Origin of the sequence: Solitalea longa, from assembly GCF_002920915.1 — a bacterium.
Classification (GTDB): domain Bacteria; phylum Bacteroidota; class Bacteroidia; order Sphingobacteriales; family Sphingobacteriaceae; genus Solitalea; species Solitalea longa.
This window is the reverse complement of record NZ_PQVF01000011.1, coordinates 97707-120524: the sequence shown is the minus strand read 5'-3', so window position 1 is coordinate 120524 and position 22818 is coordinate 97707. Positions and strand designations below refer to the sequence as shown.

Genomic DNA, 22818 nt, shown 5'->3' with positions numbered 1-22818 from the left:
TGTGTAAGGTTGCAAATATAGGGCATTAGCTGCTCTCTAGCAAGTGCGGATGTGATTGCCTTTGTCTTTATTTTCTGTTTTAAATGGAAGGGGGATTTATAAAAAACGTTCGATGGAACTTACCCACCGATCATTGACATACTCTCGTGAATGGGGAGATCGTTTTGCTTTTCAGCCTCAAAGCCATTTATTGGCTTGTTTAAAACAACGTTTTGGATGGTGCTGATAAGGTTTTGTTCGCTGATGCCCGAGCGAATTAAATCCCTTACGTTCAGTACATCTTTCCCGTATAAACAAAGCTTTAATCCGCCGGTAGGTGTAACGCGTAATCGGTTACAGCTTCCGCATAATGAACGGGAGTAAGCTGGGATAATGCCAATCGTTCCGGCAAAACCCTCAACACGATAACTAAATGAAATGGCATTAGCCTGTTCTGGGAGTTTAACCAGCTTATAGTGTTGTTCTATATGATTTAAAATGGTAGTGTAGTTCCATGTAATTCCCGAATAATCATTTCCCTGGCCGTTAAAAGGCATCTCTTCAATAAAACGAATGCTAATAGGATGATTCCGGCTTAGCTCAATAAAATCATAGATCTCATCGGTGTTAAAATGGTTCATAACCACCACGTTTAATTTCAAATTAAAACCATGGTTAATTAACGAATGAAACGATCGTTGAACCGAATCAAACTCATCGCGCTTAGTTAAAGCAAAAAACTTTTTAGGGTTTAAGGTATCCAAACTCAAATTAACTCCTGAAACATTTGCGTCCTGCAGTTCATTTAAATATTGATTGGTTAAAACCCCATTGGTGGTTATAGAAAGCTGGTTGATGCGTTCAATTTTTGAGATCTCCCGAATCAAATAGGCTGTGTCCTTGCGCACAAAAGGCTCCCCACCCGTGATTCTTACCTTATTAATACCGGCTTTACTTAAGGAATCTGTCAAAAACAAAATTTCTTCGAATGAAAGCAGTTCTTCACGATTCAAAAAATGCTGGTGTTCGGGCATGCAATAACTGCAACGCAGATTACAACGGTCGGTAATGGCCAATCGCAGGTAGTTTATCTCACGTCCGAATTTATCGATCAGCATGTTTTAACAGTTATGAGCCGATAAAGGATTATCAAATGATGCAGTTTCATCTTCATTTCGCTCGGTCAGGCATTTATAATCCTTTTCAATAGCGATCTTTAATTCCGATTGATCATCGTTTTTTAAGCTTAAATACAAGCCGTTTTCATCACTTTTACTCCAGTTGAGTAGTTGCGTTTCAGGCACTAAAAGGTGAACAGAAAATGGATCGAGCTTTATAACTGCAGTTTCAATAGGCTTTGATTTTATACAAAAATGAAGTTTGCCATTCGCTATTGATGTTTCTTCTTTTGTGTGCCCGCTTTCATTGATCAATAAAATGTCGTTTTTGTCTAATCGAAACCTGATCGTATTTGCTTTTATTCTGATTTTCATATCCCTTTATAAGAATAAGGCTAATATAAATCATTTGAATACAATTAGCGATATTGATTTTGGTAAATCATGATCTTGATCATCTAACTTGGTTGAATATTGAATGTTTTTTGATTTTTAAAATGTTTTGGATTGATTTTATGGATTGTTTTTAGGATTTTATTTAGAAGTTTGGATTAAAGATCAAGTTAGTTGCAATAGCATAAATGAAAGTTACAAATGAATAGTAGTTTCTGGCTATTTTAGTTAATATCGCTAAGGAAAAATGGATTTTAATAAAGAAAAATACAATCGTCAATTGCTTTTAATCGGCTTTGGAGAGGAAGCCCAGCAAAAACTGTTGAACTCATCGGTTTTAGTAGTTGGCGCTGGAGGTTTAGGCGTTCCTGTTTTGCAATACCTTACAGGCATGGGTGTGGGTAAAATTGGAATTATTGATAAGGATCTGATAAGCGAGAGTAACCTTCATCGCCAGGTTTTATATTCGGTAGCTGATGTAGGAAAATCAAAGGTACAGGTGGCAACTGAACGTTTGCATGCCTTAAATCCCGATGTTGAGCTTTTGCCTTTTAATGATCATTTAAGGGTGGAAAATGCACTGTTGCTGATCAGCTTGTTTGATGTGGTTGTTGATTGTACCGATAATTTTCAAACCCGCTACCTTATTAATGATGCCTGTGTAGTGTTGAACAAACCGTTTGTTTATGGTGCCATTCATCAGTACGAAGGGCAGATCAGTGTTTTTAATTATCAAGCGAGCGCTACTTACCGCTGTTTATTTCCTTCAGCACCTGAAAATGGCTTGGTTGCCGATTGTAATGCTAATGGTGTGTTAGGAGTTTTGCCCGGCATTGTGGGTTGCTATCAGGCAAATGAAGTGGTTAAAATACTCACCGGTACAGGTGAGGTCTTGTTCAACAAAATGTTGGTTATCAATATTCTCGATAATTCTCACCTGATCTTCAATTTTCAGGCTAAAAAAGAAAATCAAAATATAACCGAACTTAAACCTGATGACTACCAGTCATTGTGTTCAAGCTTTATACTAAATAACATTACACCAGTTGAGTTAACAGAAAGGCTGGTTTTGGAACCAGGTATTCAATTGGTTGATGTACGTGAAGAGTTTGAATTGGAGATCTGTAAAATAGATAGGGCTGTGCATATTCCTTTGCGTGAAATAACTTTAAGGATCAATGAACTAAATTCAGAGCAACCTGTAGTGTTAATTTGCCATCATGGCATCAGAAGCCGCCATGCCGCAGAGGATTTAATGAGCAAAGGGTTTTCGAAAGTGTATAACCTTACCGGCGGTATCGATCGGTGGGCAAGGGAAGTGGATGATTCGATGCAATTATATTAAGCTAACCGGAAAAATAAAACGCCAAACTGTTAAGTAATGGCGTTTTAAATTAGGGTCAAATTCTTTTAGTAGGAAGCTTTTTCAGATTTAGCAGAAACAATTCTTCCTGGATATTCGAGCAATGCCTTTTCCAAACAGATCAAGGCCTTTTTCAAATCATTTTGGTTGATCACATAAGCCATACGAACTTCGTTGCGCCCAGCTCCCGGAGTTGAATAAAAACCGGTAGCAGGTGCCATCATTACGGTTTGGTTCTCGTACGAAAACTTGTCAAGTATCCATTCGCAAAAACGGTCACTGTCATCTATAGGTAAACGTACAATGGCATAAAATGCCCCACCCGGATTCGGGCAATAAACACCATCAATTTTATTAAGTGTGCTCACCAGCAAATTACGGCGTTCAGTATATTCATTAATTACCTTATCGAAATAAGCTTGTGGAGTATCAATAGCGGCCGTTGCAGCAATTTGAGCTACGGCTGGAGGTGCTAAACGAGCCTGTGCATATTTTAGTGCAGCTGCAAAAACCTCTTTATTACGGGTAACCATTGCCCCTAAGCGAGCACCACAAGCACTGTATCTTTTCGAAACCGTGTCGATCATAATATAATGATCTTCAAGTCCCTCAAGGTGTCCTGGAGAAATGAATTCTTTGCCATCATAGCAAAACTCTCGATAGGCCTCATCACAAATTAAAAACAAGTCGTGTTTGATTACCAGTTCTTTAAGCTCTATGAGCTCTTCTTTGGAATATAAATAACCTGTTGGGTTATTTGGCGAGCAAATAAGGATGGCTTTCGTCTTTGGCGTGATCATTCGCTCAAACTCACTGATGGGAGGGAGGGCAAATCCAGTCTCAATGTAAGATTGAATAGGTTTGATCACCACGTCCGATAAACAGGTGAAAGCGTTGTAGTTAGCATAAAATGGTTCAGGCACAATAACTTCCTCACCATGATCAATGCAGGCACTGATGGCGATGGTCAAAGCCTCTGAACCTCCATCGGTTACCAGGATATCAGTAGGGCTGATCGTATAACCATGATGCTGATAATACTCGGCCAGCTTATTTCTGTACTGAACAGTACCTTCTGATTGGGTATAGGCCCAAACTTTAAAATCAATGGATTTGATGGCATTAAGCATGCCTTCAGGCGTTTCAATATCAGGTTGACCGATATTTAAATGGTAAACGGTTTTTCCCTCACTTTTAGCTTTTTCAGCAAAAGGGGTCAACTTACGGATGGGCGAAGCGGGCATTTGAAGCCCTTTGGTCGATATTTTGGGCATTTCCACAAAAATAAAAAAGTCCCCTGCTAAGCAGAGGACTTTTTTATTTTTTATACGAAACCCAAACCGAATTATTTTCCGGCTGGTTTAGCTGCTGGCTCAACTTCACCTTTAATATAAAGTACTTTACTAGGTGTTTTTGAGTTTGAAGTGATCGTTACGTTTTTATTAAAAGGCATTGGACGGCCGGCACTGTTATATGAAACAGTAACGATACCGGTTTCTCCTTTTTTCACAGGCTCTTTAGTCCATTTAGGAACGGTACATCCACAAGGAGCAGTAACGTTAGTAATGATTAATGGCTCATCGCCTACATTCACAAATTTGAAATCGTAAGTAGCCACTGTTCCTTCTTTGATTTTACCGAAATCATGCACTTCTTTTTCAAATTTAAATTCGGCCGACTGTGCTTTTGCAAGGTTAAAACCTGCAAACATGATGAACACTAACAATAATAACTTTTTCATACTGTTTGATTTTTTGTTGTTTCTTTTAGTTGTATTTAATATTTCAATGATACAAAAATGTTCAAATATAATACCATAATATTATACAGTTAAACGTTTACAAGCTTAATTAGTTGCAAAACAGGTTTATCTGATTGTAACAGTTTGATGATACAGTTTTTCGACATCTTGTAGTTAAATAACTTTTGTTGGCGATTTATAACGGTGAGTTAATTGCCAATAATGAATGTCGAAAGGTTAACAGCTTGATAGAAAAGTGATTAAAGCTTTTTTGTCAAATGCTTATTGCAAGCTAATTTTGTTATTTTTGCCCACCAATTTCACCTTTATGATGATTAGCGAGAAAGACCATATGGTTACATCTGTATTAGAGAACAAAGAGCTAAGCTTTGAAGAGTTTAAACGGGAGGTGCTTACCGATTACCGTTTAGTACAGGAAAGCCGGCAGGCAAGTTTGCTTGGCCGCAAAGAGGTGCTTACCGGTAAAGCCAAGTTCGGGATTTTTGGCGACGGAAAAGAACTTGCCCAAATTGCAATGGCAAAAGTGTTTAAAGAAGGGGATTTTCGCTCGGGTTATTACCGCGATCAAACCTTCCACTTTGCTTCAGGTATGTATTCGATCAGTGAGTTTTTCGCTCAGCTTTATGCACATGCCGACGTTAATGCCGAAAGTTCAACAGCAGGCCGCGGTATGACCTGTCACTTTGGTACACGCAGCTTAGACGATAACGGAAACTGGAACAATTTAACCCAGATGAAGAATTCGTCGGCAGATATTTCATGTACTGCTGGTCAGATGATACGTTTGGTGGGTTTGGCCCAGGCATCAAAGCTTTATCGCCAAAACAAAGAGCTTTCGTACATGACCCATTTCTCTAATAATGGTAATGAAATCGCTTTCGGGACAATTGGAGATGCAAGTACTTCTGAAGGTCACTTCTTTGAAGCCCTGAATGCAGCCGGAGTTCTGCAAATTCCTATGCTGATCTCTGTTTGGGATGATGGCTACGGAATTTCAGTAAGTCAGAAATATCAAACTACAAAACAAAATATATCCGAATTATTAAAAGGTCTTCAACGCGATGAAAATGGCGAAGGCTTTGAAATAATCAGGGTGAAAGGCTGGGATTACGCCGCCTTGGTGGAAGCATACGAAACAGCGGCTTCTCTTTGCCGTACCCATCATATTCCGGTTTTGGTGCATGTGCAAGAGGTTACTCAACCTCAGGGGCATTCTACTTCGGGTTCTCATGAACGTTATAAATCAAAGGAGCGTTTGGAATGGGAAGCCGACCACGACTGTATAAAAAAGATGCGTGAGTGGATAACCGAAACAGGAATGGCAAGTAATGAGGAGTTGGATGAGATTGAAGAGCAGGCTAAACGCCATGTTCGTGAAGTGCAAAAGCAAGCCTGGGTAAATTTCAATGCACCTATCAAACAGGAGATTACCGAGGTAGTTTCTATTTTTGAAGAGATCGAATCGCAAAGTAGCTTCGCTACCGATGTGAAATACTATAAAAATGTCTTACGCTCAAGTATTGATCCAACCCGTAAGGATGTACTGTCGGCACTACGACGCGTACTGCGTATTATCAGAAATGAGCAAATCGCTGGTAAAGACAAACTGATAAAATGGTTTAAGGCAGCGCGTGAAGCAAATGTTGACCGTTATAATACCTTCTTGTTTAGCGATACAGCTGATTCTCCAATGAAAATTGCTGAAGTAAAAGCGGAGTTTCCGGAAACACCTAAAACGGTGGATGGACGTGAAGTTTTACAGGCTTGTTTTGATGCCAACTTCTCACGCGATCCTCGTTTGGTAGCTTTCGGCGAAGACGTAGGCAAAATCGGAGATGTAAACCAGGGCTTTGCCGGTTTGCAGGAGAAATTTGGCGAAAACCGGATTTTCGATACCGGTATTCGTGAGGCAACCATTGTAGGGCAGGGTATAGGATTGGCAATGCGTGGATTACGCCCGATTACTGAAATTCAATACCTCGACTATATTTATTATGGTTTGCAGCCTTTAGCGGATGACCTTTCTTCGTTAACTTATCGTACCAAACGCGGGCAAAAAGCGCCTTTAATTATCCGTACACGTGGGCATAGGCTGGAAGGTATATGGCACGCAGGGTCGCCAATTGGGGTGTTAATTAACGCTTTAAGAGGTATGCATTTATGTGTGCCCCGCAATATGACCCAAGCGGCCGGTATGTATAATACATTGGTGCGTTCAGATGAGCCTGCTTTGGTGATCGAATGTTTAAATGGTTACCGCCTAAAAGAAAAAATGCCTTCAAATATCGGTGAATTTACGCTTAAGCTAGGTCAGCCTGAGGTATTGAGAGAAGGAACAGATATTACGCTGGTAACTTATGGTTCATGCGTGCGTGTTGCCGAAGAAGCTGCTCATCAATTGGCAGAAATGGATATCGAAGTAGAGTTGATCGATGTTCAAACTTTATTGCCTTTTGATATTGATCATACCATTGTAGAATCGTTGAAAAAAACCAGCCGTGTTTTATTCCTCGACGAAGATATGCCAGGTGGAGCAACCGCGTTTATGGTTCAGAAAGTAATTGAGGAGCAAAAAGGTTTCCGTTACCTCGATGCCGAACCGCGTACTTTAACGGCAAGAGAACATCGTCCGGCTTATGGTTCAGATGGTGATTACTTCTCAAAACCAAATATTGAAGACGTAGTAGAAACAGTTTATGAAATGATGAATGAGGTAAATCCTCAGCAATTTCCAAAACTCTATTAAAGTACGATTGTAGAATTTAGAAGTGCGATTGTAGAAATATGTATTTAAATCTAAAATTGTACTTCTTACTTCTAAAATCAATAGCTAATTTTGCACCTCGTTTTAAGGGTATTAACGCTTAAGGCATTTAATTTATAATTGATTCAAATACATGTTAAAGTATTCACGTTTAGCGTTAGGTGTTGTTGCACTGATACTGGCAATTTATCTGTTCACTATCGGACAAATTGCATTGGGTTTGCTAGCTATTTTGTTCTCTATTCTTTTTGTGGTTTTCTTTTTCCGCAACGAAAATATGCTGGCCGCATTTTTCTATATGAGAAAGAATAATATGGAAAAAGCGCACTATTTCTTAAAGCGCATCAAAAATCCGGAAGCTGTTTTATTAAAAGGTCAGCAAGCTTACTATTATTTTTTAGTGGGAACTTGTGAAGCCAAAGGCAGCATTTTTCAATCTGAAAAATACTTTAAGAAAGCATTAGCTATTGGTTTACGCATGGATCATGATATTGCCATGGCCAAATTAAGCTTAGCCGGTATTGCCATGAGTAAAGGCAATAAGCGCGAAGCTCAAAACTTATTGGCAGAAGCTAAAAAGCTGGATAAAAACAAAATGCTGGCTGAGCAAATTAAAATGATGCAACAGCAAATGGGTATGGTAGGTATGCAAAAAGTAGGCATGCAAAGTTACCACGGCCGTAAAAGAATGTAATTGATAAAACTTCATAAACAAAAAGGAGCTTAGTATGTCAATAAGCTCCTTTTTGCTTTATTATTTTTTTAATCAATTAGAACTCAACTAGATTATATTTCTTTTTATCGTCATCATAATAACCTAATATATAAGAGTTCTTATGAGGGAAAGTAACCATTGACGCTTTATTGGTTATAATAATGTTTTGATAGTCAACCATCTTTTCATTTACAGACTGATATATTTCGCCTTTGATAGGGATATAAGTGTTTTCTTGCAGAAATGAATTAATAAAAGCGAGTTTAGAATAGATTGATTTTATAAATATATGCTTGCTATAGCTGTCGGCAATGTTATTTGCAGGTGGAAAGGTTTGAAGACCACCGGTTATAACAGCTGATTCCGATGAAGGATTATAAATAGTTCCTTCTCCATTTACTCCCCTTGGATATGCTTTAAAACCTAAAAAAGCACCTAATTTCATAAGAATAATAGAGTCAGCACTTTTAGTCAATGAAATTGCTGCTGTTGAATTAAAAATCTTTTTAATTAATTGTTTACTATCCTTTAGTTCTCTACTGATAGGAGGATCGGAAGTCACGGCTTCGAAAAGTATAGGGCCGTTTTTAAAACTGATCTCCTCATCTTCTTCAATTTTAAATTCTTTAATTGTTGCTCCACTGTAAAAATCTTTTACAGCCAGTCTTATCATAGTCTGGCCACAAACTATTTGATATAATTTATCCTCAAAAATCAGGGAATTAGAAGGATTTAAATGGGTACTGTAAAATTTAACATTTGGTTTTGAAACACTTCTAAAGCTTATTTGATTGCTTTTTAGGTTTAATGTTAAAATATCAGTTTTGTTATTCTTTAAATCTTCATGAGTAACTATTAATTGATCATCGAAAGCATATAGTTTATTATAAGCTTGAGTAATATTCAAATTCATATCATACTTATAGTTTATCTGCTCATAATCATTTTCTCGATCAAGCATATATTTAACTATAATATCAAATGACGCTTTATCAAGTGAGAGTGCTGAAAATACCTTTCGGGATGAGCTACCATCTTCATTAAGCTCATTTATAATGATATCACTATTGTTAACATTGCAGGTAATAATTTGAATTTTATCATTCAAATTGGTGGCATCAAAATAAAATTCATCGTCATTAATTAAATCAAGCCTTTTTATTGATGAAACACTTATCGAATCGTAATTGATTTTATAGTTAATAATGTCTCTCTTTTTATCATCATAGAAGAATAACGAATATGAATTGCCATTACAAAAACTGCCCATGTATTTTGCTTTGACCAAAATATCCGGATCATCCAAGAGTAACAGCTTGTTTATTACTTTTAAGCTATCATTTAAATGCAGGCAATGAATTTTATTTCGGTCGGCGGTTAATAAAGTGGTTTTGCCATTTTTATTCTCAATAGCAAGAGTTGTAGTTCGGGCAAAAAAATCCAGATCCATATCTATTTTAGCCGCAATAGACTGAGATAAACCATTAGAAATAAAAGAAATAAATAAGGTAGAAATTAGTAGAGTCTTCTTCAAGAACATTTTATATAATAGCTAACAATTAATCGTTATATGAAACAAATATTCATAAAAGATTTTTTAATTGAAAACATTTAGTGTAAGCCCTTATTGTGCTTGCTCCTCATCAGGCTTATCCTTTATCTCCCAGTACCGGTCTTCTTCTTCATCAGTGTCTTCCTCCTCTTCCGTTTCAATAGCGAAAACTCTCCGTTGCGGGCCTTTATTTTTATACAAAAAGCCGAACAAGACACCGGCTATTCCACCAGCAATATGTGACTCCCACGAAACTTCGTGTACAAATGGGAATAATCCCCAAAACAGGCTTCCATAAAGAAAGACCACTAAAAAAGACAATCCTAATAGTCGTGGGTCGCGACGGAAAAGTCCGCTGAAAAACAAAAAACTGGTTAAACCGTATACCACTCCCGAAGCACCTATATGTATAGCTGGCCTTCCAAAAAGCCAAACACTGATTCCCGACAGAAGATAAACCCCAACAATAACTTTCAAGGCTAACTCTTTAAAAAAGTACCATAGCATGGTTCCTGTGATCAATAAAGGAAATGAGTTGGAAAGTAAGTGAGGATTATCAGCATGGATAAACGGTGCAGTAAAAATGCCAATTATACCTTCAACTTTACGTGGAATGATTCCATATGGAGCAAAACTAATATCAAACTTAAATTCCAGCCATTTTACAATCCATAAAATGAGAACCAGGTAAAAGCTGATGATAAAGCTTTTGGTGATTGAGCCGGTTTGTGAGGGTTCCAAGTGATTTCTTTTTGCGTAAGATAAATAATCCCTTCAAAGGTTAAAATGTTTGGCTCATGATTGATTTGTTTGGCTTCAGCGCCATAATAAAAAAAATCCAACAGTAATCTATTCAGTCTGTAGATTATGTATATTTGGAGCGCACCTTTGTTAAATGTGTCCTGATTTTATGAGTGAAACTAATTTAACTTCGAGAGAGAACCTTCCTGCGGCTGCAATTCAGCTACCAATCACTCCAGTTACCACACCTTCTGATAGTTCTAAAAAAGGTAATAAAGGCATTATTTGGATCATCGCTTTTGCATTTCTTGTGATTGCTTTGATAGCAACATTTGCAATTGATCTGAAATTCAGGATGTACGTTGAAAGTGTAAGTCCTGTATTTTATTATTTCCTGATTGCGGGATTTATTTTTGCGATGATAGATGGAGCCATAGGTATGTCCTACGGTGTTACTTCAACCACGTTTGCCCTGTCTATGGGTGTGCCTCCTGTGTCTTCGAGCGCAGCAGTTCATTTCTCTGAAATATTGAGTTGTGGTTTAGGTGCCTGGGTGCATAAAAGAATGAGGAATATTAATAAAAGGCTGTTCTGGTTGTTAATTATTCCGGGGATAGGCGGGGCCGTATTGGGAGCTTATCTTTTATCTTCATTAGAACATTATAGTAGTTATACAAAACCCGTTGTTTCACTCTATACGCTTTGTTTAGGTGCCATGATTTTGACAAAATCCATTAGAAATAGATCCAAAACGTTTCGCGGAGAAAAAATAAAAAAAATCTCTGTATTGGGTTTTGGAGGAGGTTTTATTGATGCAGTAGGAGGAGGTGGTTGGGGTTCCATCGTTTTATCTTCTTTAATCGCAGGCGGTCGAAACCCAAGAACTTCATTAGGAACCGTTAAAGCCACACGGTTCTTTATTGCAATTTTAAGCTCTCTAACCTTTTTTACCATGGCAAAAACAATCCATTGGGACATTGTAACGGGCTTGGTGATAGGGAGTGCCCTTGCAGCTCCAATAGCGGCAAAAGTTTCTTACAGAATTCCGGCAAAAACAATCATGTTTTTAGTAGGTATAATTGTTATTCTGGTAAGCTTAAAGAGTATTATTACCTTCCTTTTAAAAGTAATTTAATTCGTTTAAGGGCTTTCCCCTTACCGCTGGTTACAGTAAGGGGAAAATTATTGACTTCCTTTCTTCACGTTTCCCTCTACCTTTAACACAAACGCTAATATTTTAGGTGGATAAAACTATACTTCCTAACGCTTAATTTTTTCAATCTGAACCATTGCTTAAAAGGTTGTTTCTAACCTTAAACTCCGCCCATTTTATGATCTATATTGATATTAAAACTAACCCTAAGTCCTGATGTTGTATTCGTGTTGCGTGTTCGCTCCATTGTATCTGCAATATTTGGTGTAAGATTACCAACCATTAAACTATTGGAATGAAAAATATCCTTGAAACTGAGCGCTTAATTTTAAAAGAATTTACGCTAAACGACACCGATTTTATTATTCAGTTGCTTAATAGCGATGGATGGATAAGGTTTATTGGTGATAGAAATGTGAAAACCCATGAACAGGCTATTGAGTATTTAGGTAACGGCCCGATGAAAAGCTATGCTGAAAAAGGCTTTGGGCTGTGGCTGGTGGAAGAAAAAAGCAGTACCTCCAAAATTGGTATGAGTGGTATTATAAAGCGTGAACATCTCGAAAATCCGGATATTGGATTTGCCTTTTTGACTGCATTTGAAGGAAAAGGGTTTGGGATGGAAATCACGGCAGCCATTTTAAGATATGCCAAAGAAAAGCTCAATCTTCCGGTACTATCAGCAATTACACTACCTGATAACGAAAAATCCATCCGGTTGCTGGAAAAAAATGGGATGCATTTTATTAAAAAGATAAGTTCTCCAGGTGGAAACGAAGAGTTGCTGCTATATAGTGAGTGATTTAACTATAAAGAACTTTCTTTTGCCTGTTTTTCAAATGCTTGATTTCCAGTGATTTTTTTACTTTTAATACTGCAACTTAATAGTAAATAAATCACCATGAAAACACTTTTTTCAATCTTCTTACTACTGGTAACCATCTCATGTTACGGTCAAACCGATGAATCAGAGGTTTACGTTTGTCCTCCTTGCGGAAATCAATGTGATAAACTAACCTTTAATAAAGCTGGTAATTGTCCGCATTGTAAGATGCCGCTGATGAAAAAATCAGAAACTATCAAAAAGAACCATACCATTTGTTTTTATTTACAGGATGGGGTAGAAGTATTGGATTTTGCCGGCCCGATGGAAGTTTTTTCTTATGCCGGAGCGACTATTTTTACTGTTTCGAAAACAAAACAACCCATTAAAGCACAAGGTGTTTTACAGATAACTCCTGATTATGATCTTAAGGATGCGCCTCCATTTGATGTTTTGGCGGTTTTCGGTGGAAATGCAGGAAGGGCTGCCGATGATCCGGAGGTAATTGCATGGATCAAAGCGAGACAACCTACTACAGAGTATTATTTTTCGGTTTGTACCGGCGCCTTTATTTTGGGAAAAGCCGGTTTATTGGATAGCCTTACCGTAACCACTTTCCATGATAGCATTGACGATTTGAAAAAAGCCGTGCCAAGTGCAACGGTGCTGCCTAATACACGCTTTGTTGATAATGGAACTGTTATTACTACCGCAGGTATTTCGGCAGGAATTGACGGGGCCTTATACCTGGTTGAAAAATTTGGAGGCCGTGACTTTGCAAAAAGAGTAGCCGAATATATGGAATATGATAAATGGGTACCCGGACAAGGTTTAGTGCTGCCTAAAAAATAGATATTGCAAATAGTTTGTATTATTGTGCTATTATCTACACACCTACATCCATCTATGGGATTATTTAATTTCTATAAAAGTAAGGGGGAGAAAAGTGTCGCTCCTTTACCTGAGCCTGAGAGTAAGCCTTATGAAGGCGACCTGAACAAGACTAAAATTTTAGCCGGACTAATTAAAACGCCATTTGAAAAGCGTGATGATTTTTGGAAAGATGCATTTTTGGGGAATGTGAACGATGCAAGTTTCGCATGTGGTAACCCACAGGTGATCGAAGGCCCAGACGGTTTCCCTTACTTTCATCTTGAAATACCAAAGCCCAATCAACCATTTCAGTGTTATGTGATAAAGCACATGGTAACTGATTTCTTACTTCAAAAGGGCTTGGGTATAGTTATTAATGCCGGTATTGGTAACCCTGATTGGGTGTTCTCTTACGGCGATATTCTTAATTTTCATCTTCGCAATGAATTTTACAGTGAATCGGTTTCCTGGGATTTACCCAAGCATGAGGTAATTCAGGAGAAAGAGAAGATATTGATCGGGCAACCCTCTGAAATGCTATTGCCATTAGAAACCCGACTTGTCATGCGCGGCTTTCTTCAAACATTTGGAATACATAACGCTAAATTACTGCTGATGAATCGTTCAAGGCCTGAAGGAAATTTGCAGGAGCTGGTATTTAATTTAACTCCGGATAAATTCCAATCAGAAGATCACTATGAAAGTATTATGAGATCCATCGGTTGGTTTCTTCCACGGCATTATTCCTATGTATCTATGCATGAAACCAGTTTTAAAGCTGATTTTTTACCGCTTTAATTTGGTTTAGCCTTAATTATTTGCCAACAGTTTTTTATTGATCATCAGAAATGAGTACTGAAAACAACAAAGAGATCGTCATTCGGTTTAATAAAGAATTTCTGCAAAAAGGAAATACGGAAGTATTAGCAGAGCTTGTGGATGAACATTTTGTGAACCACACCATTCCTCCCAATATGCCAAATGATGTGAGCGGTCTTATTCAGTTTGTAAGCATTTTGCATAAAGGATTTTCCGACTTAAGTATTCAAATTGAGGAACAGATAGCCGAGAACGATATGGTTGCTACCCGCAAAACAATTACAGCCACTCATATGGGTGAAATTATGGGACGTCAGCCAACGGGTAAAAAAGTAACCATAAAAGTGATGGACATGGTGCGTTTAAAAAATGGGAAATACATTGATCACTGGGGCATCAACGATATGATGCAGGTGATTCAGAGTTTGTAAAATTGAAATAATTTGTACCTATGAAACCGGAGTTAAAAAAGCTAAATCGGTTTACAACCATTCCGTTTTTAATTGACCTGCTAAAAAGGGAAAAGCTGGCACTGATCAATCCAAGTATTTGGGAAGATTATAACGACAGGGCAACCATGGAGGTTTATCGAAATAAGAGCAAAGCTCAAAGCATATACGCGCTTTGCTTAACGCATCAAAACGAAACCATACACCACTGGAATGCTTTTGCCAACGGTACCGCGGGTTGTTGTATTGAGTTTAGTCCTGAAAAGCTATTTAAAACGCTTGATAAGCTGGAGGGTGTTCATCATGGCAAGGTTCAATATAAACGGATACAGGATCTTCCGACGCTTAACTCCACCCTTGATGATTTGCCGTATTTAAAACGTTTTCCGTTTAAACCTGAGAATGAGTATCGTCTGATTGCTGTTTCTGATGAACCTCAGCAAGCTACTTTCGATATCGATATTGATTTAAGCATTATCCGTAAGGTAACCATCAGTAATAAGGTTCCTGAAGTTGTTTTTAAAAGCCTCAAAGAATCGTTAATGGCCATTAACCCAAAATACAAAGGGCGCATTTATCATTCAACCTTATTCAATAATGTCACTTGGGTGAATCATTTTAATAAATAGAGATCTCAGGAATAAAATAATTCAAGTAGAAACAGATAGATGACACCATCCGAAATTGTTACACTGCAAATAGAAGCCTATAATAACTGCGATTTGGAAGCCAATATGGTATTGTTTAGTGATGATTTTCAAACAATAAACCTGGCTGATGGGGCAATTTTAATTGATGGGATAGAGGCCTGCCGGGAAATGTATCATAATTTATTTGCCAGCTCACCAAAACTATTTGCCAAAGTGATCAATCGAATTGATTATCATACTAAAGTTGTAGTACATGAGCTGATCTATGGGCGTTATGGCAGTGAAGAACCTTTGGAACAGGTAATCATTATGGAAGTTGATAACGATAAAATAACCAGGCTTTTACGACTCTAGATGGGTTAATGCAGTAGGTAAAAAGGTAATGTTTACTTTTGATAGCTACATAAGGCAATTAAACAAAACGGCTGCACGATATATCAATGTAGCCGTTTTGTTCTTTTTAAAGGAGTATAAGAGCTGTTACAATTTATAGTTAACGTTGCTTAATATAACCGAACAAACCATGCGTTTCATCATCGGGTCCGGCGGCAAAGAAGAGCTGGTTCGGATCACCGGCAGGAACATTATTCTTCGGAAATACTATTTCCCACAAACCGTCAATAGAAATTACCTTACTTCCGTCCATTAACTGCCCTTTATAATTTCCGTCGCTGTCATAAATATTGATTTTCCCATCTCCAAAGTTTCCAATAAGAAGCACATTCTGACCTAAACCAAAACCTTCAGGAGCCACCGCCATTCCCCATGGGGAATTAAGCATGCCGCCAGAGATCAAGCGCTTCACCAATGAACCATCAGGTTTGAAAATATCTACATACCCGTTTCCAACGCCTTTCTCATCATCTATTTTATCAGGTTCTTCTTGTTTAGCGTAGGCAACGTATAACATTCCGTCGATATTCTGAATGTTAAAAGGAGCAAATCCGGCTGGTAAAGAAGGATCGGTAAATGATTTGCCGAAAACTTCATGAAAGGTTTTGTCGAAAACATCGATCGTTCCTCCTTTAAAATTGGCGGCGTATAAAAAATTATCGGCACCGTCGGTTCCAATTGCAACACCTTTATAAACTGCATCAGCAGCTGAATTGTCGGCCACTGTTATGGCCGAACTTCCCGCGTTCCAGGCGGTTACAGTACCATCTTCGGCAACATAAATAAATAAACTCTTTTGACTGGTGCCCGGCATAAGAAAATCGGATGTGTTATTATAAACCACTCCTGTAGGTGAACCTCCGTTAACAGCTCCCTGAAATGGGATGTTTACAGGAGCCAGCAACTCATTACCATTCCTGTCGTAGATAGTGGTTTTGCCGGTGTGGTTGGCGGCGATCCAAAATGCACCGCTTGGGCCAATGGCAATTCCCCAGGCATTGGAAAGATTGGCGTCAACACGTGCCCCGTCGCATACCGTATCCATTACCAGGTCAACTTCCTGGTAACTTGGCGTTGCAGCGGTATTCTGCATAATGGTGTCATTTTTTGTGCAACCCGTTAGTAGCAGGGTGAGAAAAATAGGGAGTAAAAGAGTAACAGGTAAAAAAAACATCTGTGTTCCGTAAACAACCAATGGTTTTTCATCGGAATTTTTTGTTTTTGCTTTCATTTTTTTAAGGCTTTGAATTAAACGACTAATTAAGAGACCTTAGTTACTGTGAAGATGGATATAAAATGAATTTTAACGGCGAATTATGAGGTGTTAATAAAGAACTATGGTTTGAATTGAAATATGCTGCTGGTTCTTTAGAAGAATACGTAACGAGTAAAATGTTGGTTGCTTTGGTTAGATAAAATTAGTGGTATAAAATTGTATATAAAAGAGTTGTAGAAGAAATATAAATAGTTTTTAAAACCAATAACCGTCGAAATTTCAACATTGGGGTTTCTGAAAAACTTAAATTGGGAGAATAAAGCCTAAGGTGGATTATGGTTTTATTTAATTAGCGTCTCATGGCCTTTTATAATTTAACCAAAGCAGAAAGAGTAAAAGTTGTTGAAACAATTCGCACTGAGGTGTTATGCGCGTTGCAATTCAGGGATTTTTCAAAAGCTAACTTCTCATTTTCTCATAATGACACTTATATTAGAAAAGCAGCCTATTTGGCAATTGGTAAAATTTATTTGACTCATACCGATTTTCATCATGCAATTATTTCCATGCTGGAAGAAATGCAAAATTCATCTGATTTTAAAATTCGACAAACCGTAATTAATGCAGCCGGCGAAATTGGTAAAGTCAGTTTCGAGCAGGTACAATTGATTTTTGAGCGGGGCTTGTTTGATGCACACCATTCACCGCGTAATGCAGTTATAGGTTCAATAAAGAAAATGGGGGAGGTAAATCCGGTACCCGTTTTAAAATGGGCCAAAGAGTATCTTCATCATCCTGATAAGGAAATACGCAGGGAAATATGTCATGGCATTGAGCTTCGGGGAAGGAAATATCCCCAGGATATTCTTCCTTTATTGAAAGAATTGGAATTTGACAAAACGGTCAGAGTGCGTAATACACTGGTACATGTATTGGGTCAAATTGCTTATAAAAAAGGATGCTTAAAAACAGTGGTTGAGCATTTGAAGAGTTGGGGAAATACTCAAATAGTTAAGGAGGCATTAGCTGAAATTATTGATGTGCATCATCGTTATCGCAATTTTTCGGCTTTAACCCAAGAAGAAGCCAAGGCTTTTATTTCAATTTCTTTTCCATCTATGATCAGTTGAAAATACCTGACTTTAGGTATATGAAAACCATGTAATTTGGTCCATTTCAAGGAAGTTTAATACCTTGTTAGCTGCCTGCGAAAAAACATTCTTTAGTCTGAAAATTTGAACCAATTTTTTAACTTGCAAATAAACGCGTGAATCATACCTACTTATGATTCCTGCAACGCATCTGTCTTTATAGAAATTAAACATTTAACGTTGAAAAATTTTCAATCTTCAAACAAATACACAACATGAAAAAAACCGTAATCGCAATTGCACTTATTGCTGGGTTAGTTACAACCTATTCTTGCAAGGAAAACAAAAAACAGGAAGAACAGACTGAACAGGGATCAAACTCTGAACCTGCAGCAGAAAGTACAACTTCAGCTGAACCCAAATCATATGAGGTAACCACCTCTCCCGACAGCGTATTCCTGGGCAAAGACAAAGAGGCATTTATAAGAATAAAAGACCTTAAAGCAATTGAATTATCCAATCCGGATGGACAAAATACAGGCATCGAACTAACTTATAAAGTTGAATTGACCAACAAAAATGCTATTGGAGGGAATCAGATTGGAATTGCAACCACTGATTTCAGACTTGAATTGGATAATGGAAGTAAAATAGCACCAAGTTCAGTGTATGTTAGTGCGGCACCCGAAGCAACAACTCTTTCGGGTGAAGATAAATTTGTAATTCCAGCGGGAGCAAAACCGGTTGCATTGAATTTATTCTATGATCAGACAAGAACCAGTGTAAAATTGCAGTTAAAATAAAACTATAAAACCAAGTTCATAAAGCTTATATCGGCTTTTTTGTAGCACTTTTTATAAGTGTAAACCCTGAAATTTGTAAAGCAAATTTCAGGGTTTCTTATTAAACACATGAAGGTTATAATTGTAAGAGATGACAGATTCTTAATAAATAAAGTGGAATAAGAAGGTTGGTAAATGATTATAGGTATTTTGAAACAACAATTTAATAGTTTAACAATTTAGCCATTCTAGCTGGAGAATATCTTTCCATACTTGATAAAATGCTGTCAGGTAAAAAGGCTGGTTGTAGAGTGAAAATCCCAGGCCAAACCGCGTTAAATACGGCATGTTACCTCTGAAAATACTTCAACAAAAAACTTCAAATTATTCAGATTAAACCAGTTAAACATTTTTTGAAAAAACTCTCTGTTTGCTAAAAACACGCGATTATATTTGCAGCCTCATTTAAAAATCATGTCAGAACAAAAGTACTTTCTGAAGATTGCCCAGGATTTGGGCATCGGCAGCCGCCAGGTAGAAGCAACGGTTGGGTTGTTGAACGAAGGAGCTACGATTCCTTTTATTTCTCGTTACCGTAAGGAATTAACGGGCAGTCTCGATGAAGTAGCCATTGCTGCTATTCGCGATGAAATTGAACGTTTGCGTGAGTTGGATAAGCGCCGCGACACCATCCTGAACTCTATTAAAGAGCAAGGCAAACTGACCGATGAGTTAGAGAAAGATATTCTGGCAGCAGCAACCATGAGCCGCCTGGAAGATCTTTACCTTCCTTACAAACCTAAACGCCGCACCAAGGCAACTATCGCTCGCGAGCGAGGCCTTGAACCGTTGGCTTTGACCATTTTCTCGCAAGAGGTAAAAGATATTGATGCAGAAGCAGCTAAGTTTATTGATGCCGAAAAAGAGGTGAACAATGAAAGTGAGGCTTTACAAGGGGCACGTGATATTATTGCCGAAATGATCAATGAGGATGCGGTTTGTCGTGATAAAATGCGCACACTATTTACCGATAAGGCGATGATCACATCAACAGTGATGAAAGGCAAGGAGGAAGAAGGCGTTAAATACCGTGATTATTTCGAATGGTCAGAATTGTTGAAAAACACTCCTTCGCATCGTTTGTTAGCTATGCGCCGTGGTGAAAAGGAAATGATCTTAAGTTTAGACATTGCTCCGGTTAAGGACGATGCAATTGATATAATTGAAGGTGTTTTTGTGAAGAGCAGGGGTGAAGCTGCTGAACAGATCAAAATTGCTATAGACGATTGTTATAAGCGATTATTGGCTCCGTCAATTGAAACGGAGATGCGCTTATTAACCAAAAAAGGAGCCGACGAAAAAGCCATTGTTGTTTTTGCCGATAACCTACGCGAGTTATTATTAGCCGCACCAATGGGACAAAAATGCATTTTAGCAATTGACCCAGGTTTCCGTACAGGTTGTAAGGTTGTGGTATTAAATCCGCAGGGTAAACTTTTAGAGAATACAGTAATTTATCCAACGGCATCTTCTCAGGGTAAAATGATAGAGGCTGAGGCTGTGGTTTTGGCTTTATGTCAGCGTTTCCAAATCGAAGCCATTGCCATCGGTAACGGTACCGCCAGCCGCGAAACAGAAACCTTTGTCCGTGGAATAAAAGATCTGCCTAAAGATGTTTCTGTAGTAATGGTAAATGAGGCAGGGGCATCTGTTTATTCAGCTTCGGAAGTTGCACGTGAGGAGTTTCCTGATTATGATGTAACCGTTCGAGGTGCAGTTTCTATTGGTCGTCGCCTGGCTGATCCTTTGGCTGAATTAGTGAAGATCGATCCTAAATCAATTGGTGTTGGTCAATATCAGCATGATGTTGATCAAACTGCTTTAAAAAATAAATTGGACGAGGTTGTTGGTTCTTGTGTGAATGCGGTTGGAGTGGAAGTAAATACTGCCAGTAAGCAGTTACTTACCTACGTTTCGGGTTTAGGCCCTGCATTAGCACAAAATATTATCAACTACCGTAATGAAAATGGCGCTTTCAAATCACGTAAAGACCTGAAAGCGGTTCCACGTATGGGTGAAAAGGTATTTGAACAGGCTGCCGGCTTCTTGCGTATTCTAAACGGAACACATCCTTTGGATTCAAGTGCAGTTCACCCTGAATCGTACCATATTGTAGAGCAAATGGCAAAAGACCTTGGCTGCAAAGTTGATGACCTGATAGCTGATAAAGAGGTGCGCAAGAAGATCGACCTTAAAAAATATGTTTCTGAAACAGTTGGTTTGCCTACCCTGAATGATATCATGCAGGAGTTAGATAAACCTGGACGAGATCCTCGTAAGGTATTTGAGGCGTTTAAATTTGCTGATGATGTGAATGAGATCGCTGATTTAAAAGTGGGAATGCGTTTACCCGGTATAGTTACCAATGTAACCAATTTCGGAGCTTTTGTTGACGTGGGTGTCCATCAGGATGGATTGGTGCACCTGAGCCAGCTTTCGAACCGTTTTATTACTGATGCGAATGAAGTGGTTAAGGTTGCTCAACAAGTTTTGGTTACGGTTACTGAAGTTGACGTTGATCGCAAGCGTATTGCATTGACAATGAAAGATGAGAGTGCTCCGGTGCAGCGTACGAAAGCTGAGAAGGAAAAAATGCGCAATGATAGAACAAATCGTCCGTCGCAACAGCAGCAAAGTAAACCGAAAGCAGAGGAGCCACAAGATATGAACTCAATGCTTGCCGCATTGAAGAATAAATGGAAATAAACATCCAGATAAAACAAACAAAAAACGGAGCTGTTTTTAACAGCTCCGTTTTTTGTTTTATGATCAACCTGAAATATTATTCTGATGTATTGGTTGGAACGTACGACGAGCTGTATTCCATATTCTTTTTGTAATTGATAATAGCTCTGAAAATAGCCGAAGCGATTTCTTCTCTCCCTTTGTCGCTGTTCATGTAATCTTCTTCTTCAGGATTAGAAACAAATCCTGCTTCAACTAATATACTAGGCATTGCAGTAGCCTGTAATACCCAAATGCCTTCGTTGTTACGCTGCTTAACACCCCGGTTTACCCTGTTTTGTTTTACAAATTCGGTTTGAACCATGTCGGCAAGCATTAAACTCTGGTCGAAAAATTTGCGGGTTACCAATGAAGCCATGATTTTAGCTTCAGGTGAATCAAACATATCATCCGCCGAACCATTTTCGCCTTGCTCTCCATGCAACTCCGTTGAATCGGTATTGTTGCTTTGAACAAACTGAACTTTCGAATCGTTTTTGTTCACCGCCCAAATAAAGGTTTCTACACCAGTGGTTCCACTTGGGCTGGTCCAGGTTTTATATATAGGTACTTTTTTGGTATGTTTCTTCTTCTTTTTGCCTTTACCGGTATAATAGGTGGTGGTTTTATAATCGATAATTTCAGAGTTTTTTCGACCCGGAGCCCAGTTACAGTGAATACTGATAAACAAATCGCCATGGTTTTCATTGGCAAAGCGGGCACGGTAACGGTTGGCTTCACGCGGACTGGTAAAACCTCCGGCATCATTCCTATCGTTACGGGTCATCAGCACTTTAATGTCAGGCAGTGAATCCCTGATCATTTTGGCAAGCTGTTGGCCAAAACTTAATGTTAAATCCGATTCATAGCTGTACTTACCATGAGCATTTAGGGTAGGATAGCCATGGCCCGGATCAATGATAATGGTTCTTATGGTTTTTGATTTGTTTACCTGTGCGTTAACATTTAAAAAATTGCATATTAACAAGGCTGAAAATAGTAGAGAGCGGGCAATTTTTCCTTTAGCTGAATTAATTCTTTTCTGCATCTTATCGAACTCATTTACGTTACCCCAATTTTAATTAATAAATTGGTAATGTTGAATAATCCTTGAAAATTTTTTTAATCGGTTTGAAGTATTTGCATCAATAGTTGTTAAAACCTATTTTTGGCAAAATTTTAAAACAATGGAAAGCAAACTAGATAAAGACTTCGCATTTTTAGCCGTAGGTGTAATTGTTGTATTAATTGGCACTTTTGCCCGTTTTATTATTGATTCTCATTTATTATCATTGGTTTGCTGGGGATTCGTTGCTGTTGGTGCGGTATTATGCTTAACAGCTATTGCTCGTGTATTGAGCGTTTCTCAAGAACGTGAAAATAATCAATAGTAAATTG

22 protein-coding genes are annotated in these 22818 nt (G+C 38.2%); 14 read left to right on the top strand and 8 right to left on the bottom strand.

Annotated features, from left to right (window positions below):
- Positions 1 to 119: 119 nt before the first annotated feature.
- Complete coding sequence (gene moaA / locus C3K47_RS15500; RefSeq protein ID WP_103790068.1) at positions 120 to 1097, bottom strand: GTP 3',8-cyclase MoaA; 978 nt, start codon at positions 1095 to 1097, stop codon at positions 120 to 122.
- 3 nt (positions 1098 to 1100) lie between these two features.
- The gene (locus C3K47_RS15495) at positions 1101 to 1472 is read right to left on the bottom strand and encodes a DUF7009 family protein (protein WP_103790067.1); all 372 of its coding nucleotides are present in this window, start codon (positions 1470 to 1472) and stop codon (positions 1101 to 1103) included.
- A gap of 265 nt (positions 1473 to 1737) precedes the next feature.
- Between C3K47_RS15495 and C3K47_RS15490 the strand changes: the two genes are divergently transcribed.
- Positions 1738 to 2835, top strand: coding sequence for a HesA/MoeB/ThiF family protein (locus C3K47_RS15490; RefSeq protein WP_103790066.1), 1098 nt, complete (start codon positions 1738 to 1740; stop codon positions 2833 to 2835).
- Positions 2836 to 2900: 65 nt separating this feature from the next.
- Here C3K47_RS15490 and C3K47_RS15485 read toward each other — a convergent pair whose 3' ends face one another.
- Positions 2901 to 4127, bottom strand: coding sequence for a pyridoxal phosphate-dependent aminotransferase (locus C3K47_RS15485; RefSeq protein WP_103790065.1), 1227 nt, complete (start codon positions 4125 to 4127; stop codon positions 2901 to 2903).
- 71 nt (positions 4128 to 4198) lie between these two features.
- A complete protein-coding gene (locus tag C3K47_RS15480; protein ID WP_103790064.1) occupies positions 4199 to 4594 on the bottom strand; it encodes a DUF1573 domain-containing protein in 396 nt (131 codons plus the stop codon).
- A 328-nt stretch (positions 4595 to 4922) separates the two neighbouring features.
- Between C3K47_RS15480 and C3K47_RS15475 the strand changes: the two genes are divergently transcribed.
- Both C3K47_RS15475 and C3K47_RS15470 read left to right on the top strand, forming a co-directional pair.
- Complete coding sequence (locus C3K47_RS15475; RefSeq protein ID WP_103790063.1) at positions 4923 to 7361, top strand: alpha-ketoacid dehydrogenase subunit alpha/beta; 2439 nt, start codon at positions 4923 to 4925, stop codon at positions 7359 to 7361.
- A gap of 151 nt (positions 7362 to 7512) precedes the next feature.
- Positions 7513 to 8073 carry a hypothetical protein gene (locus C3K47_RS15470; RefSeq protein WP_103790062.1) on the top strand — a complete coding sequence of 187 codons (561 nt, stop codon included), beginning with the start codon at positions 7513 to 7515 and terminating at the stop codon, positions 8071 to 8073.
- 76 nt (positions 8074 to 8149) lie between these two features.
- Here the strand turns inward: C3K47_RS15470 and C3K47_RS15465 are convergent, their stop codons facing one another.
- Both C3K47_RS15465 and C3K47_RS15460 read right to left on the bottom strand, forming a co-directional pair.
- Positions 8150 to 9628: a hypothetical protein gene (locus C3K47_RS15465; RefSeq protein ID WP_133159397.1), complete on the bottom strand. Its 1479-nt coding sequence runs from the start codon at positions 9626 to 9628 to the stop codon at positions 8150 to 8152.
- 90 nt (positions 9629 to 9718) lie between these two features.
- A complete protein-coding gene (locus C3K47_RS15460; RefSeq protein WP_103790060.1) occupies positions 9719 to 10387 on the bottom strand; it encodes a rhomboid family intramembrane serine protease in 669 nt (222 codons plus the stop codon).
- Positions 10388 to 10556: 169 nt separating this feature from the next.
- On the opposite strand from C3K47_RS15460, the gene C3K47_RS15455 reads away from it, so the two are divergent.
- The 7 genes from C3K47_RS15455 to C3K47_RS15425 all read left to right on the top strand — a co-directional run bounded on the left by C3K47_RS15455 (position 10557) and on the right by C3K47_RS15425 (position 15508).
- On the top strand, positions 10557 to 11522 hold the full coding sequence (locus C3K47_RS15455) for a sulfite exporter TauE/SafE family protein (RefSeq protein WP_243392566.1): 966 nt from the start codon (positions 10557 to 10559) through the stop codon (positions 11520 to 11522).
- 313 nt (positions 11523 to 11835) lie between these two features.
- Positions 11836 to 12342: a GNAT family N-acetyltransferase gene (locus tag C3K47_RS15450; RefSeq protein WP_103790058.1), complete on the top strand. Its 507-nt coding sequence runs from the start codon at positions 11836 to 11838 to the stop codon at positions 12340 to 12342.
- A 99-nt stretch (positions 12343 to 12441) separates the two neighbouring features.
- A complete protein-coding gene (locus tag C3K47_RS15445) occupies positions 12442 to 13215 on the top strand; it encodes a DJ-1/PfpI family protein (protein ID WP_103790057.1) in 774 nt (257 codons plus the stop codon).
- 54 nt (positions 13216 to 13269) lie between these two features.
- Positions 13270 to 14034 (top strand): hypothetical protein, encoded by a 765-nt coding sequence (locus C3K47_RS15440; RefSeq protein WP_103790056.1) that lies wholly within the window; start codon positions 13270 to 13272, stop codon positions 14032 to 14034.
- A gap of 50 nt (positions 14035 to 14084) precedes the next feature.
- Positions 14085 to 14486, top strand: a complete 402-nt coding sequence (locus C3K47_RS15435) for an ester cyclase (RefSeq protein ID WP_103790055.1) — start codon at positions 14085 to 14087, stop codon at positions 14484 to 14486.
- 20 nt (positions 14487 to 14506) lie between these two features.
- Complete coding sequence (locus C3K47_RS15430) at positions 14507 to 15133, top strand: hypothetical protein (protein ID WP_103790054.1); 627 nt, start codon at positions 14507 to 14509, stop codon at positions 15131 to 15133.
- Between the two features lie 39 nt (positions 15134 to 15172).
- On the top strand, positions 15173 to 15508 hold the full coding sequence (locus C3K47_RS15425) for a nuclear transport factor 2 family protein (RefSeq protein ID WP_103790053.1): 336 nt from the start codon (positions 15173 to 15175) through the stop codon (positions 15506 to 15508).
- Positions 15509 to 15647: 139 nt separating this feature from the next.
- On the opposite strand, the gene C3K47_RS15420 is transcribed toward C3K47_RS15425, so the two are convergent.
- Positions 15648 to 16778: a TIGR03118 family protein gene (locus C3K47_RS15420; RefSeq protein WP_103790052.1), complete on the bottom strand. Its 1131-nt coding sequence runs from the start codon at positions 16776 to 16778 to the stop codon at positions 15648 to 15650.
- A 344-nt stretch (positions 16779 to 17122) separates the two neighbouring features.
- Here C3K47_RS15420 and C3K47_RS15415 point away from each other — a divergent pair, with 344 nt between their 5' ends.
- The 3 genes from C3K47_RS15415 (at position 17123) to C3K47_RS15400 (ending at position 21402) form a co-directional block, all read left to right on the top strand.
- Positions 17123 to 17893 carry a HEAT repeat domain-containing protein gene (locus C3K47_RS15415; RefSeq protein ID WP_103790051.1) on the top strand — a complete coding sequence of 257 codons (771 nt, stop codon included), beginning with the start codon at positions 17123 to 17125 and terminating at the stop codon, positions 17891 to 17893.
- Positions 17894 to 18129: 236 nt separating this feature from the next.
- Positions 18130 to 18657: a hypothetical protein gene (locus C3K47_RS15405; RefSeq protein ID WP_103790049.1), complete on the top strand. Its 528-nt coding sequence runs from the start codon at positions 18130 to 18132 to the stop codon at positions 18655 to 18657.
- Between the two features lie 453 nt (positions 18658 to 19110).
- Positions 19111 to 21402: a Tex family protein gene (locus tag C3K47_RS15400; protein WP_103790048.1), complete on the top strand. Its 2292-nt coding sequence runs from the start codon at positions 19111 to 19113 to the stop codon at positions 21400 to 21402.
- Between the two features lie 76 nt (positions 21403 to 21478).
- Here the strand turns inward: C3K47_RS15400 and C3K47_RS15395 are convergent, their stop codons facing one another.
- The gene (locus tag C3K47_RS15395; protein ID WP_103790047.1) at positions 21479 to 22468 is read right to left on the bottom strand and encodes an N-acetylmuramoyl-L-alanine amidase family protein; all 990 of its coding nucleotides are present in this window, start codon (positions 22466 to 22468) and stop codon (positions 21479 to 21481) included.
- Positions 22469 to 22607: 139 nt separating this feature from the next.
- On the opposite strand from C3K47_RS15395, the gene C3K47_RS15390 reads away from it, so the two are divergent.
- The gene (locus C3K47_RS15390) at positions 22608 to 22811 is read left to right on the top strand and encodes a hypothetical protein (protein WP_103790046.1); all 204 of its coding nucleotides are present in this window, start codon (positions 22608 to 22610) and stop codon (positions 22809 to 22811) included.
- Positions 22812 to 22818 lie beyond the last annotated feature (7 nt).

Bases quoted from the DNA above. Each gene is read 5' to 3' on its own strand.
- moaA (WP_103790068.1), bottom strand. From the start codon at position 1,097: ATGCTGATCGATAAATTCGGACGTGAGATAAACTACCTGCGATTGGCC.
- C3K47_RS15495 (WP_103790067.1), bottom strand. From the start codon at position 1,472: ATGAAAATCAGAATAAAAGCAAATACGATCAGGTTTCGATTAGACAAA.
- C3K47_RS15490 (WP_103790066.1), top strand. From the start codon at position 1,738: ATGGATTTTAATAAAGAAAAATACAATCGTCAATTGCTTTTAATCGGC.
- C3K47_RS15485 (WP_103790065.1), bottom strand. From the start codon at position 4,127: ATGCCCAAAATATCGACCAAAGGGCTTCAAATGCCCGCTTCGCCCATC.
- C3K47_RS15480 (WP_103790064.1), bottom strand. From the start codon at position 4,594: ATGAAAAAGTTATTATTGTTAGTGTTCATCATGTTTGCAGGTTTTAAC.
- C3K47_RS15475 (WP_103790063.1), top strand. From the start codon at position 4,923: ATGATGATTAGCGAGAAAGACCATATGGTTACATCTGTATTAGAGAAC.
- C3K47_RS15470 (WP_103790062.1), top strand. From the start codon at position 7,513: ATGTTAAAGTATTCACGTTTAGCGTTAGGTGTTGTTGCACTGATACTG.
- C3K47_RS15455 (WP_243392566.1), top strand. From the start codon at position 10,557: ATGAGTGAAACTAATTTAACTTCGAGAGAGAACCTTCCTGCGGCTGCA.
- C3K47_RS15450 (WP_103790058.1), top strand. From the start codon at position 11,836: ATGAAAAATATCCTTGAAACTGAGCGCTTAATTTTAAAAGAATTTACG.
- C3K47_RS15445 (WP_103790057.1), top strand. From the start codon at position 12,442: ATGAAAACACTTTTTTCAATCTTCTTACTACTGGTAACCATCTCATGT.
- C3K47_RS15440 (WP_103790056.1), top strand. From the start codon at position 13,270: ATGGGATTATTTAATTTCTATAAAAGTAAGGGGGAGAAAAGTGTCGCT.
- C3K47_RS15435 (WP_103790055.1), top strand. From the start codon at position 14,085: ATGAGTACTGAAAACAACAAAGAGATCGTCATTCGGTTTAATAAAGAA.
- C3K47_RS15430 (WP_103790054.1), top strand. From the start codon at position 14,507: ATGAAACCGGAGTTAAAAAAGCTAAATCGGTTTACAACCATTCCGTTT.
- C3K47_RS15425 (WP_103790053.1), top strand. From the start codon at position 15,173: ATGACACCATCCGAAATTGTTACACTGCAAATAGAAGCCTATAATAAC.
- C3K47_RS15420 (WP_103790052.1), bottom strand. From the start codon at position 16,778: ATGAAAGCAAAAACAAAAAATTCCGATGAAAAACCATTGGTTGTTTAC.
- C3K47_RS15415 (WP_103790051.1), top strand. From the start codon at position 17,123: ATGGCCTTTTATAATTTAACCAAAGCAGAAAGAGTAAAAGTTGTTGAA.
- C3K47_RS15405 (WP_103790049.1), top strand. From the start codon at position 18,130: ATGAAAAAAACCGTAATCGCAATTGCACTTATTGCTGGGTTAGTTACA.
- C3K47_RS15400 (WP_103790048.1), top strand. From the start codon at position 19,111: ATGTCAGAACAAAAGTACTTTCTGAAGATTGCCCAGGATTTGGGCATC.
- C3K47_RS15395 (WP_103790047.1), bottom strand. From the start codon at position 22,468: ATGCAGAAAAGAATTAATTCAGCTAAAGGAAAAATTGCCCGCTCTCTA.
- C3K47_RS15390 (WP_103790046.1), top strand. From the start codon at position 22,608: ATGGAAAGCAAACTAGATAAAGACTTCGCATTTTTAGCCGTAGGTGTA.